Genomic DNA, 12314 nt, shown 5'->3' with positions numbered 1-12314 from the left:
GCTCCTCGGGTCTCCGGGGAGCCGGCGTCTCATGCCGCCTCGACGCGTACCCGCAGATCTGTCGCGCCGCGGGCGTCCGCCACCGCGGCGGCCTCGGCGTCGATGGCCCGGGTGACCCGCGCCGGCAACACACCGAACGGGGTGACGGTCAGCTCCAGCCGACCCCGGGCCGCCTGCCGCGACCGCCAGCTGCCGGCGATCTCGCCGTCGACCAGGAGCGCCCCGGGATTGCCGATGACCCGCCACAACTGTTGTTGGTGGGCTCGCTGCGGAACGAGCAGGTCGCGGTCGCGGCCGGCCAGGTAGGGGTCGCCCGGCGGCAACAGCCGGATCAGTCCGGTCGGCTGGGCCCCGGTGAGCGCGTCGACCCGGTCGGCCGGCAGCCAGGCGGGCCGCCCGTCGACGCGGACCTGGGCCAGCCCGGCGGGCCAGACCGCGCGCAGTTCACCGGCGGTGGTACCGAGGAAACCGGCGGCGTCGACCGGCGTGGCGGGGCCGAGCAGTCGCAGGTAGATGGCGACCAGATCGGCGGTGCCGGCCGCCCGGGCCGGTGGCCCGGACCAGCCGGGCAGCGGAGCGAGCCGGGCGGCCCGACCGGTCACCGTCAGCCGTACCCCGCCGGCGAGCCCGGCCTGCTGGAAGAGCGCGCCGGAGATGTGCCGGGACCGGCACGCCCGGCACTCGTAGCTCAGCTCCGCCGGGATCCGGTCGGTGAGCGCGCGACTCACCTCGCCCTTCGGCAGCTCCGTCGTGACCACCGCCCGGAAGGCCTCGGCGGCGGCCCGGAAAGCGGCCAGCCCGAGCCGGGCGCCGGCACCGATCTGGCCGCTGATCCGGCGGGTGGCGTCGGCGTCGCTCAACGGCCAGATCGCCGCGGCCAGGGCCGGCAGCTCGGCGCTGCGGTGCAGGTGCGGGGCCCCGCGCAGGGACCAGACCAGCTCCAGCCGGTCGTCCGGCCCGCTCGCGCCGCGGGCCGCGAGCGCCAGCCGGGCCGAGCCGTAGGGGGTGTCCTGCACGCCGAGCCCCAGCACGGCGAGGTCGGCCGGCCGAAGCCCCGGCCGGTCCAGCTGGTGGGCCGCCACCCGGTAGGCGAGCACCTGCGCCCGGCTGACCTCCGGTGCACCCCCGGCCATCGCGCCCCCTCTGTCCGCCCGTGCCTTCCGGACGCTACCGCCCGACTCCGACCCCGGCGTCCCGCCGCCGGCTTGGCCGACCGGGCGCGTCACGGCTCACCCGATCCGGGCGAGGTTGACCGTGCCCCGGGCGGGCACCCGTGCTCCGACGCCGATCGGCCGTGTCCGGAGGACGCAGACCCCGATCGGGCCGGAACCGGATGCGACCGACCGGGAAGGGGAGGGCCGGATGTTGGACGCGACCACGAGGTTCTTCGAGGAGCTCGATCGGAAGGGGTACGAGCCCCGGCTCGCCAAGACCGTCGGCTCGCTCCGGGTCGACCTGCGCGAAGGGCCGCAGACCACGCACTGGCTGATGCGCATCGACCGGGGCCGGGTGGAGGTGAGCCAGGAGGACCAGGAGGCCGACACGGTGATCGGTACCAGCCCGACGCTGTTCGAGGACATCGCGGCCGGCCGCGAGCACGGCATCGCGGCGTTGCTGCGCGGGGACATGACGGTGATGGGTGACGCCCGACTCGTGGTGCAGGTGGAACGGATCTTCCCCGGCGACCCGGACGCCCGTGGGCCACGGCGGCGTTTCCAGCGGGAGGTGCGGTGATGGGAGCTGGCAACACGATCCGGATCCTGGACGGAAACACCTTCGTGGTGTCCGAGGACACCGGTGACATCGAGGCGACGCCGAGCGAGCCGACCGGGCTCTTCTCCATCGACACCCGCTTCCTGTCCAAGTGGGTGCTGACGGTGAACGGGGAACGGCTCAACTCCCTCTCCTACGACGACCTCCAGTACTACGAGGCGCGCTTCTTCCTGGTGCCTGGGATGGCGACGCACTACACCGACGCCAAGTTGTCGATCATCCGGGAGCGGACGGTCGGCGGCAGCTTCCGGGAGCAGCTCACCATCCTCAACCACGACGAGAACCCGGTCGACCTGGAGATCCGGATGGACGCCGGGTCGGACTTCGCCGACCTGTTCCAGGTGAAGGACGAGATCCTGAACAAGAAGGGCGAGATCTACGCGGAGGTCGAACCCGACCGGCTGCGGCTGGGCTACCGGCGCGGCAACTTCACCCGGGAGACGATGATCTCGTCCAGCGCGCCGGCCCGGTTCGACCGGGAGGGCTTCGCGTACAGCATCCACCTCGAACCGAACGAGCAGTGGGAGACCCGGATCGACGTGCACACCGCGGCACTCGGGCCGGGTGGGCGGGATCTGCGGATCGGCCTGCGGGTGCACGGCACCGAGCGGTTGGCCCTCCAGCACGACCTGGAGAAGTGGATCGCCGACGCGCCCAAGGTGAACAGCCAGCACGGACGGGTCGCCTCGACCTACAAGCGCAGCCTGATCGACCTGGCCGCGCTCCGGTTCTCGCCGCTCTCGCTCGGCGGGGCGACCCTGCCCGCCGCCGGCCTGCCCTGGTTCATGACCATGTTCGGCCGGGACAGCATCTTGACCTGCCTGCAGACGCTGCCGTTCACCCCGCAGCTGTCGAAGACCACGCTGCGCATCCTGGCCGCGCTGCAGGGCACCCGGTTCGACGACTTCCGCGACGAGGATCCGGGCCGGATCCTGCACGAGATGCGCTACGGCGAGACGGCCGCGTTCGAGGAGCAGCCACATTCCCCGTACTACGGCTCGGTGGACGCGACCCCCCTGTTCCTGGTGCTGCTCGACGAGTACGAGAAGTGGAGCGGGGACGTCGCGCTGGTCATGGAGCTGGAGCAGGAGTCGCGGGCCGCGCTGCGATGGATCGACGACTACGCCGACCTGGTCGGCAACGGCTACATCTGGTACGAGCGGCGCAACACCGACACCGGCCTGGAGAACCAGTGCTGGAAGGACTCCTGGGACTCCATCTCCTACTCCGACGGGCGGCTGCCGCCGTTTCCCCGGGCCACCTGTGAGGTGCAGGGCTACGCGTACGACGCCAAGATGCGCGCGGCCCGGCTGGCCCGGCAGTTCTGGAACGACCCGGCCTTCGCCGACCAGTTGGAGCGGGAGGCGGCGGAGCTCAAACAGCGCTTCAACCGGGACTGGTGGGTGGCGGACGGCGAGTACTTCGCCCTCGCGCTCGACCCGGACGGACGCCAGTGCGACGTGCTCAGCTCCAACATCGGCCACCTGTTGTGGAGCGGCATCGTCGACCACGACCGGGCCGAGAAGATCGCCCACCACCTGGTCGGCCCGCGGCTCTTCTCCGGCTGGGGGGTGCGGACGCTGGCCGAGGGGGAGGTTCGCTACAACCCGATCGGCTACCACAACGGCACGATCTGGCCGTTCGACAACTCGTTCATCGCCTGGGGTTTGCGCCGGTACGGCTTCGCGGAGGAGGCGGCCACCATCGCCAACGGCATCCTCGACGCGGCCACCTACTTCGACGGCCGGCTGCCCGAGGCGTTCGGCGGCTACCAGCGGGAGTTGACCAAGTTCCCGGTGGAGTACCCGACGGCGTGCAGCCCGCAGGCCTGGTCGACGGGTACGCCGCTGCTGCTCTTGCGCACCATGCTCGGGCTGGAACCGCACGAGGGGCATCTCTCGGTCGAGCCGCGGCTGCCGGTGGGCATGGGCCGGATCGAGGTGCTGGACATCCCGGGCCGGTGGGGTCGGGTGGACGCCTTCGCCCGAGGCCGGCTGGACCTGCACAAGCTGGGCGACTGACGGCCGCCGGTACCGCCGCCGGTCGCGCCGGTGGCGGTACCGGGCGTGGCCGTCTCCGCCTGCCCGCCGCCGTAGGCGTCAACGCCGGCCGGAGGAGGGGCGGCGTCTGTCAGCCGGTCGACAGGACGGTGTCGAGGAAGGCGACGGCCGCCGCCCACAGGTCCGGCCGGTCCAACGGCAGTTCGTGGCCGCCGTGGGTCAGCCAGCTGTGTACCGGATGCCCGGCGGCCAGTAGCTGGCCGGTAAGTGTGACGGTCTGCGACGCCGGCACCGACCGGTCGTCCGCGCCCTGCACCAGCAGCACCGGCACGCCGTTGCCGGCGTGGGTGGCGACGGTGGCGTCGGTCGTGACCGGGTCGCCGGTGGTCGGCGGGTGCCCCAGCAGGCCTTCCCATGGGTCGTCGCCGGCCCGCAGCCGCTTCCAGTCCATGGCGAGCGGGTCGACCGGCGGCCAGTAGGCCAGTACGCCGGCCACGTCGTCCGGCCGGTCGACCCCGCGCAACGCCAGGTGCAGGGCGAGCATCGCGCCGGCCGAGTCGCCGCCGACCAGCAGCGGTAGGCCGTCCGACTCGGCCCGGGCCCGGCGGGCCTCGGCGCGTACGTCGTCGAGCTGGGCCGGCCAGCGCGCCTCGGGCACCAGTCGATAGTCGGCCTGCACCACCCGCAGTCCCAGCCCGGCGAGCGCGCCGCCGTCCTCGGTTGCCCGGGCGCGCCAACCGCCGCCGTGGATCCAGAGCAGCACACCTCGTTCAGTCATTCGGCCATCGTGCGGTCCGGGGCCGTGAACGGCCAAAGAAGTCCGCCGTCGGCAGAAAAGCTTGACCTGCTCCGCCAAGCGCCGTCGATCCGCTCCCAGGTTGGATTCAGCGGGGGAGGGTAGATTCTGCGGATGCCGGAGCTCGTGTACCCGCCCGTGATCGCCACCGCCAAGACGATGTTCCGGGTCCTCGACCTGAAGATCAGCATTGAGGGCGCCCACCACGTCCCCCGCTCCGGGGGAGCGGTGCTGGCCAGCAACCACGTGAGCTACCTGGACTTCATCTTCTGCGGCCTCGGGGCGCTGGCGTCCCGCCGCCTGGTCCGGTTCATGGCCAAGCAGTCGGTCTTCGCGCACAAGATCTCCGGCCCGCTGATGCGCGGCATGCGACACATCCCGGTCGACCGGGACGCCGGCGCCGGCTCGTACGCCGCGGCGGTGGACGCGCTGCGCCGCGGCGAGGTCGTCGGCGTCTTCCCCGAGGCCACGATCAGCCGGTCGTTCACCGTCAAGGACCTCAAGAGCGGCACGACCCGGATGGCCCGCGAGGCCGCAGTGCCCGTGCTGCCGGTGGCGATCTGGGGCACCCAGCGGCTCTGGACCAAGGGGCGCCCGCGCACCCTGACCCGCCGGCACACCCCCGTCACCATCCTGATCGGCGAGCCGATGCAGCCGGCCGACTGGCCGGACGCCGCGGCGATGACGCTCGCGCTGCGGGAGCGGCTCACCACCCTCGTCGACCGGGCGCAGCGGGAGTACCCGCACGCGCCCACCGGCCCGACGGACCGCTGGTGGCAGCCCGCGCACCTGGGTGGGACGGCCCCCACCCCGGCCGAGGCCCTCGAACTGGACCGCGCCGGGCGCAGCTGAACCGACCCCGATGTGCGGGCCGGCCGGGGTCGCCGCCCGGCCGCCGAGCTGACCGACCCGGGGCGTGGCCGGATCGTTCCGCATCCGGGCATGATGGTGTCTGCCCTCGCGGCTCGTGCCCGGTCAGGATCATTGCCATGAACAGAGCTGCCCTCGTCGTGATCGACGTCCAGGAGTCCTTCCGCCAGCGCCCGATCTGGGCGTACGGCTCCCACCCCGACATCGTCGGCCAGGTCGACCGGCTGGTGACCGCCGCCCGCGACCGTGGCGACCTGGTGGTCTGGGTCCTGCACTCAGAGCCCGGCACCGGCGGGGTGTTCGATCCGGCCGGCGGGCACGTCCGGCTGATCGACGGGCTGACGCCGGCCGAGGGCGAGCCGACGTTGGTCAAGACCGCGCACAACGCCTTCACCACCACCAACCTCCAGCAGCTGCTCACCCTGGCCGGCATTTGCGACATCACGGTCTGCGGCATCCGCACCGAGCAGTGCGTCGAGACCACCGCCCGGGTCGGCGCCGACCTCGGCTACCGGATGACCTTCGTGACCGACGCGACGCTGACCTTCCCGACGCCGCACCGGGACCTGCCGGATACCGCCACGCTCGCGGAGATCCTCGCCGACCCGCGCACCCTGTCGACCGAGGAGATCATCACCCGCACCGAGTACGCCCTCGCCGGCCGGTTCGCCACCGTACGCACGGTGGACGAGGTGACCGGCTCGGCCCTCGCCGGCACCCGGAGCTGACCGCGTGACCCGGGTCGTCTTCCTGCTGGTCCCGCAGCTGCACCTGCTGGACCTCGCCGGGCCGGCCCAGGTCTTCTCCGCCGCCGCCGACCTCGGCCACGACTACCAGCTGCACTACGTGGCCGAGCGGGACCAGGTGCCCAGCGTCCAGGGCGTACCGCTGGTCGCGGACACCACGTGGCCGGGGCTGACCCCGGACGACCTGGTGGTGGTGCCCGGCTGGCGGCCTCGCGCGCACCCGCCGCACGGGCCGGTCGGGGTCGACGACCTGCGACGGCTGGCCGCCCACCACGCGAGCGGGGGCACCGTGGCCAGTGTCTGCGCCGGCGCGTACGCCCTCGGCCGGGCCGGGCTGCTCGACGGGCGGCGCTGCACCACCCACCACGAGGTGCAGGACGACCTGGCCCGGCGGCACCCGGCCGCCCGGGTGGTCCGCGACGTGCTCTACGTGGTCGACGACAGGGTGGTCACCTCGGCCGGCATCGCCAGCGGCATCGACGTGGCGCTGCACCTGGTGGCCACCCGGCACGGCCCGGCTACCGCTGCCGCGATCGCCCGCACCATGGTGGTGTACGCCCGGCGCAACGGCCACGAGCAGCAGGCGAGCGCGATGATGCGGTACCGGTCACACCTTTCCGACGCGGTGCACCGGGTGCAGGATCTGATCGACAGCCGCTTCGCCGAGCCGCTGCCGTTGGCGGAGCTGGCCGCCGCCGGCGGGGTCGCCGAACGGACCCTGACCCGGCTGTTCCGCCGGACGACCGGCCTCACCCCGCTCGGCTACCAGCAGCTGCTGCGGGTCGAGCGCGCCGAACACCTGATCGGGCACGGCACGACCATGGACGCGGCCGCCCGGACCGTCGGCTTCACCGATGCCCGGATGCTGCGTCGCCTGCGGGCCCGGGATGCTCGGGTGCCACGGCACGCCGGTAGTAGTCGTCCCGGGAGCGGAACTCCACCGGCAGCGACCCGGGCAGGGTGATCCGGGCGTCCCCGGCGATCAGCGCGGCGTGCGACCGCAGCGCCAGCACGTCCCGCTCCTGAGCCGACAGGTCGACCAGGTGCGGGCGGGTCAGCCGGAAGGCGGCCACGGTCCGGCACACCCGGCGGGCCAGCTCCACGATCTCGTCGGCCGGCCCGCTGAGGGCAAGCGCCGGCTGCTGGATGGTCCGCAGCGCGTCGCAGACGATCAGCAGCTGCGCCGGGTGCTCGGCCCGGGCTGGCAGCAGCTCCAGTCGGGACGGCCACTGCCAGCGGATCTGCCCGCTCACCAGGCCGGCCTGCCGGGCGGGCGGACGCTGCCGGACCGCGCCGTCCGCCCGCCCGCCGGCCACCACCGCCAGCTGCGATCCCTCGCCCACCCAGACGATCCGCTGGTCGGTGACGGTCACCGACACCGGCCCGGGCAGCGCCCACGCCCGCCGGGTCTCGCTCGGGCCGAGCAGATGCCCCGCCACCAGCAGCCGCTGCCGCCAGAGCAGCTGCTCGCCAGGCACCGGCACCAGCTCGTACCGACGGTCGAGCACCGGTCCCACCTCGTCGTCCGGCGCGTCGAAGCGGTGCGGACCGATGAAGAAGGGGGACGCGTCACCGTGCATAGTCACGACCTCCCGGGCAGCTGATGTCACCGTCGAGGGTGGCGGATCAGCAGCCCAGGTGTCATGACACCCGTTAGGGGGTCGGCCGGTCGTAGCTCGCCTGTGACCGGTAGATGCCAATCTCCTCCGGCCGGACTAGGCCGTCCTCGATCGCCCGGGCCAACAGTGCCGCCTTCGTGGCGGCCGGCCGCCCCGCTCGGGTGTACTTGATCCGCGCCCGGTCGACGTACTGCTTGACCGTGTGCTCGCTGATCCGCATCCGACGGGCCACCGACGCCTTCGACATCGACTGGAACCAGAGCAGCAGGGCCTCGCGCTCCTTGTCGGAGAGGACCGGCCGGTCCGGGCGCGGGTCACCGACCATCGCGCCGGCCAGCGCCGGCGGCACGTACGGGCGGTCGCTCGCCGCGGCGAGCACCGTGTCCACGCAGTGCTCCCGGCCCTCGTGCTTGGCGAGGAAGGCGACCGCGCCCGCGTCAAGCGCGGCGAGCATCGTCTCCGGGTCGGTGTGCTCGGAGTAGACCACCACCCGGCGGCCCGCCGCGCTCAGCTCGGCCAGCTTGCCGAGCGCCATCCGGCCGTGCAGCCGCAGGTCGAGCAGGACGACGTCGGCGTCCGGCGCGGCCCGCAGCACCTCGTCCGGGTCGTCGCCGGTGGCCAGCACGGTCAGCCGGGGCTCAGTGGCGAGCCAGGCGCGCACACCCTCGACCACCACCGGGTGGTCGTCCACGATGGCCACCCCGATCGGCCGCTGCGCGCTCATCTCCGCCATCGGGTCTGCGCCCATCTGATCTCCCCGTCCCGCTCGTAGAGCCGCTCCACCCGACCGTCGTCCTCCGCGCCGTCCCCGTAGCCGGTCGGGGGCCCCGTCGTGTCCGGGCCCTCCCGGTCCGGGGTGACCAGGCTGACCACCACCTCGTCCGGACCGGAGACCACCGTCATCCGGGCCCAGCCGTCCGCGTCGGCCAGGGTGGCGGTGAGCGGGTCGGCGAGCCGCCGGCGAATCCGTACCGGCAGTGGCGGCGGCGTACCGATGATCACCAGGTCGATCGGCAGCCCGTTCCGCTCGGCCAGGTCCGCCGCGGCGCGCAGCTCGTGCAGCAGCGGATCGGGCACGTCGTCGGCCTCGGCGATCAGCCGCCGCAGCCGGGCGGCGGCCAGCACCGCGCGCCGCTGCACGGCCGGGTCGGTCGGATCGGCGCGACCGTCGGCCAGCTCCGCGAGTACCGCCTCCGCGGCGCCGCTGACCAGGGCCAACTGGTCCCGTCGGTCCCGGCGGGCCCGCTCGGCCGCGTCCCGCTCGGCGGTCATCGCGTGGGTGGCCGCGGCGGTGGCGGCCCGGTCCCGGGCCAGCGCCGCGATCGCCGTGCTGCCCACGAAGACCGCCACCGGCAGCGACGACGTGCCGTACACGTACATCGCGAAGCGGGCCAGGTCGGCGGGCTCGGTCGCGCCGTACCCGACGACCGCCACCAGCGCGATCAGCGAGTGCGCGGCCAGCAGGGCGAAGAGCCCGGCCACCCGCCGGCCCCAGACCGCGAGCACGAGGAACCAGCCGAGGGTGCCCCACACCCAGTTGGCCGCGGTGAAGAGCTGCCGTTCGCCGGCGGCGGCGAAGACCGTCGCGTCGACCGCGAGCAGCAGCCCGGCCAGCGGCCACGCCGGTAGCGGCTGGCCGCGCAGCAGCCGGATTCCGGCCAGCACGCCGGCCGCAGCCACGACCACCCAGCCGGCGAGCACCACCCCCGGCGCCGCCAGCTGCGACTGGGCGGCCAGCACCGCCGGCAGGGCGATCGCGGCGTGCCAGGCCAGGGCGATGGCCACCGCCGCTATCCGGGCCCCGCGGTCCGAGGCGCGCGCCACGGCGGCCGCCGCCTGGCCCGCCCCGACCGGACCCGCGGGGCGGCGGTCCGGGGCGTCGTCGGGGGTACGCGCCCTCGGCGGCAACCCGGCCGCGTCGGCGGTGGGCCCATTCGAGCGGCCCGCCGCCGGTGAGCCCGGTCGCCCGTCGCGGGTCGGAGGGCGGGCGGCGGCGTTCAGTTCAGCCGACACCGGGCCACTCCAGCCGGATCCGGGTGCCCGCGCCGGGCGCGGAGTCGATCCGGGCGCTGCCGCCGATCGCCGTCATCCGGCCGCGCACCGACTCACGCAGCCCGTACCGGTGTGGCAGGACGGCGGCCGGGTCGAAGCCGGGACCGTCGTCGACCACCTCGACCACGACGCCGCCGGCGTCCCGGGCCAGCCGCAGCCCCGCCGTCGCGCCCGGTGCGTGTCGGGCCACGTTGGACAGCGCGGCGTAGACGCTGGCCGTGACCGCGTCCGCCACCGCCGCGGGCGCCGTGCACGCCGCCAGTTCCAGCGTCACCGGCAGCTCCGGCAGCCGGCCGCGGACCGCCCGCAGCCGGTCGTCCAGCGCCACCGGGCCGTCGCCGGGCACGCCTCGGGCGTCCGCCAGGGCGGTGAGGGTACGCAGGTCGGCGGCGCACCGGTCGCGCAGCGCCGCGGACGGACCGGCGACCGCGCCGAGCCCGATCATGGTCAGCGTGCCGAGCACGGTGTCGTGCAGGTCGCGGTTCTGCCGGCGCTCGGACTCCCGGGCGGTGCGGGCCAGCAACGCCTCCCGGGCCAGCCGTTGGTGTTCGGCGAAGCCCCGGTCGGCGCGCGCGATCCGGCGCCGCATCACCGCGCTCATCATCGCCGTGCAACCGGTCTGGACCAGCAGCGTCGCCGCGTGCGCGGTCGCCTCCCGCGGGTTGCCGGCGGCGTAGGCGCCGGTGGCGTAGCCGGCGGTGACCAGCAGACCGGCCGGGATGGACCACCGAGCCGGCGCGGTGACCTGGGCGTTGATCACCGTGGTGCTGGCCAGCACCGCGATCCAGCTTCCCTCTCCGGGAAGCACCTCCGGCGCCACCAGGCGGGGGATGAGCAGACAGGCGGCCGTGGTGAGCGCGACGTCACCGGCCACCAGGGGCGGCGTCACCCCGCCGCGCAGGGTGCGTGCGGCGTACCAGAGCGACCAGGCGGTCAGCGCCGCGACGGTGGGCAGTAGCAGGGCCGTCTGCACCGGCGGTGTCCGGACCGAGAGGGCCACCACGGCGGCGACCAGCCCGCAGGTCAGTCGCAGCACCGCCGGCAGCGTGGTGAAGATGAGGTTGAGCGCGCCACCGGCCGGGCTGTCCAGCACGGCGGGCGGCGCGGTCCGAACAGGAACGGCCGGCATGGGGAGAAGCGTCCTTCCGACAAGGACCCGGTCCGGTCCCTGCGGGCATAGATCGACAACGGAGAATAACACGGGCTCGGAGGCGTAGTCACACACTGTGTGCGACGTGTTGCCGTTGAGTAAACGCTCGTCGCATCGAGGCAGGTCAGGTCGTCGGTGGCCGGTGCCGGACGGTTACCGCATGTCGATCGTCATCCCGCCGGCCCCGCGGGCTGCCGTCGTGGCCGGGTGGCGGCGGGCGCACGGAACCGGGCGGGCCGACACGGCGTCCGATGGACGTGGTGAGCGGGGGGTCGGGCGGATGGGCGGCGGCGGCGATCGCGGTGGTCGGCGTCGCGATCGCCGGTTGCGTACCGTCCGGGTCGCCCGGACCCCCAACCCGCGACGGCGGGCCGCCGCGGATCGTCGAGCGGTGGACCTCCTGCGCGGCCGCCGCCCCCGAGGTCGGCGCCGGCCGCCCGGTGCCCGGTGCGGCGGCGGGCCTGCCGCTGCTCGACGACACCTTCACCCCGGTCGCCGCCGTCCTCTGCGGTCAGGAGGCGCGGCAGCGTCCCGGCGGCGGGCACGACCTGGTGGTGACCGAGCGGCGGGCGGACGAGGTGACCGCGCTCGTCGCCGCGCTGCGGCTGCCCGACGAGCCACCGTCCCGCGGTGCGTGCACGGCTGATCTGGTCCTCCCGCCCTGGCTCGCGCTGCTCGACGAACGGGGCCGTTGGCTGCGCCCCGGTATTCCCGCCGACGGCTGCGGCAAGCCCCGGGTCGAGGTCCGCGCGGCGCTCGACGGGCTGCGGCTGAGCACCGTCTCGACGCGTACCGTCCGCGAGATCGAGTCGGCGGAGGCGGCCGCCGCGGGCTGCGCCCAGCAGTGGGCGGACATGGTCGCGGTCCAGGCGGCCTCGGGGCCGTCGCCGACGCGGGCGGCCGGGACGCCGCCGACGCAGGCATCCTCCGTCGGACCATCACCGGCGCGGGCGGCCGGGCCGCCGCCGATCGCCGCCGAGGTCGCCGTGCGGCTCTGCGTCTACCGGGTCCCCGCGCCCGAACAGGGCGGCGCCAAGCCGGCCGGCGAGTTCGCGTACGGCCGGGTGTTGCCGCCCGACCGGTGGGCGAGCGTCGCTCGCGCGCTGGCGGCGACCGGGCCGGCGGCGGCGTGCGCCACGCCGGCCGGCCGGTTCGCGCTGCTGCGCCCGGCGCACACCCCCGGACCCGAGGTGTACGTGGAACTCGACGGCTGCCAGCGGGTGCTGGTCCTGCCGACCACCGGTGACCCGTCCCTCACCCAAACCGACCACACCCTGACCAACCTCCTCACCTGACCCGCGACCTTCT

At 74.5% G+C, this 12314-nt stretch carries 12 protein-coding genes; 6 read left to right on the top strand and 6 right to left on the bottom strand.

Annotated elements, in window-relative coordinates; genetic code table 11:
* Nucleotides 1-29: 29 nt before the first annotated feature.
* The gene (locus ACIP9D_RS14165; RefSeq protein WP_350871983.1) at nt 30-1133 is read right to left on the bottom strand and encodes a DNA glycosylase AlkZ-like family protein; all 1104 of its coding nucleotides are present in this window, start codon (nt 1131-1133) and stop codon (nt 30-32) included.
* Nucleotides 1134-1362: 229 nt separating this feature from the next.
* On the opposite strand from ACIP9D_RS14165, the gene ACIP9D_RS14160 reads away from it, so the two are divergent.
* On the top strand, nt 1363-1734 hold the full coding sequence (locus tag ACIP9D_RS14160) for an SCP2 sterol-binding domain-containing protein (RefSeq protein ID WP_350871985.1): 372 nt from the start codon (nt 1363-1365) through the stop codon (nt 1732-1734).
* Nucleotides 1734-3794: a glycogen debranching N-terminal domain-containing protein gene (locus ACIP9D_RS14155; RefSeq protein ID WP_350871987.1), complete on the top strand. Its 2061-nt coding sequence runs from the start codon at nt 1734-1736 to the stop codon at nt 3792-3794. The genes ACIP9D_RS14160 and ACIP9D_RS14155 overlap by 1 nt, the downstream gene beginning before the upstream one ends.
* 109 nt (nt 3795-3903) lie before the next feature.
* On the opposite strand, the gene ACIP9D_RS14150 is transcribed toward ACIP9D_RS14155, so the two are convergent.
* Nucleotides 3904-4551, bottom strand: a complete 648-nt coding sequence (locus ACIP9D_RS14150; RefSeq protein WP_350871988.1) for an alpha/beta hydrolase — start codon at nt 4549-4551, stop codon at nt 3904-3906.
* Between the two features lie 132 nt (nt 4552-4683).
* Here ACIP9D_RS14150 and ACIP9D_RS14145 point away from each other — a divergent pair, with 132 nt between their 5' ends.
* The 3 genes from ACIP9D_RS14145 to ACIP9D_RS14135 all read left to right on the top strand — a co-directional run bounded on the left by ACIP9D_RS14145 (nt 4684) and on the right by ACIP9D_RS14135 (nt 7149).
* On the top strand, nt 4684-5421 hold the full coding sequence (locus ACIP9D_RS14145; RefSeq protein ID WP_350871990.1) for a lysophospholipid acyltransferase family protein: 738 nt from the start codon (nt 4684-4686) through the stop codon (nt 5419-5421).
* A 137-nt stretch (nt 5422-5558) separates the two neighbouring features.
* A complete protein-coding gene (locus ACIP9D_RS14140; RefSeq protein ID WP_350871991.1) occupies nt 5559-6167 on the top strand; it encodes an isochorismatase family protein in 609 nt (202 codons plus the stop codon).
* Between the two features lie 4 nt (nt 6168-6171).
* Entirely contained in the window at nt 6172-7149 is a 978-nt protein-coding gene (locus tag ACIP9D_RS14135) for a DJ-1/PfpI family protein (RefSeq protein ID WP_350871992.1), read from the top strand.
* On the opposite strand, the gene ACIP9D_RS14130 is transcribed toward ACIP9D_RS14135, so the two are convergent.
* The 4 genes from ACIP9D_RS14130 to ACIP9D_RS14115 all read right to left on the bottom strand — a co-directional run bounded on the left by ACIP9D_RS14130 (nt 7034) and on the right by ACIP9D_RS14115 (nt 10985).
* Nucleotides 7034-7765, bottom strand: coding sequence for a hypothetical protein (locus ACIP9D_RS14130; protein ID WP_350871994.1), 732 nt, complete (start codon nt 7763-7765; stop codon nt 7034-7036). The two genes, ACIP9D_RS14135 and ACIP9D_RS14130, sit on opposite strands and share 116 nt — an antisense overlap.
* 73 nt (nt 7766-7838) lie before the next feature.
* Nucleotides 7839-8552 carry a response regulator transcription factor gene (locus ACIP9D_RS14125; protein ID WP_350871996.1) on the bottom strand — a complete coding sequence of 238 codons (714 nt, stop codon included), beginning with the start codon at nt 8550-8552 and terminating at the stop codon, nt 7839-7841.
* Nucleotides 8525-9712 carry a hypothetical protein gene (locus tag ACIP9D_RS14120; protein ID WP_400450270.1) on the bottom strand — a complete coding sequence of 396 codons (1188 nt, stop codon included), beginning with the start codon at nt 9710-9712 and terminating at the stop codon, nt 8525-8527. The genes ACIP9D_RS14125 and ACIP9D_RS14120 overlap by 28 nt, the downstream gene beginning before the upstream one ends.
* Before the next feature lie 94 nt (nt 9713-9806).
* Nucleotides 9807-10985, bottom strand: coding sequence for an ATP-binding protein (locus ACIP9D_RS14115; RefSeq protein ID WP_350872000.1), 1179 nt, complete (start codon nt 10983-10985; stop codon nt 9807-9809).
* Between the two features lie 281 nt (nt 10986-11266).
* Here ACIP9D_RS14115 and ACIP9D_RS14110 point away from each other — a divergent pair, with 281 nt between their 5' ends.
* Nucleotides 11267-12301 (top strand): hypothetical protein, encoded by a 1035-nt coding sequence (locus ACIP9D_RS14110; protein WP_350872002.1) that lies wholly within the window; start codon nt 11267-11269, stop codon nt 12299-12301.
* The last annotated feature ends 13 nt before the right edge of the window (nt 12302-12314 follow it).

Source organism: Micromonospora sp. NPDC093243 (assembly GCF_044753725.1).
In the GTDB taxonomy this organism is placed as follows: Bacteria; Actinomycetota; Actinomycetes; order Mycobacteriales; family Micromonosporaceae; genus Micromonospora.
This window is presented reverse-complemented; position numbering and strand designations above follow the sequence as displayed.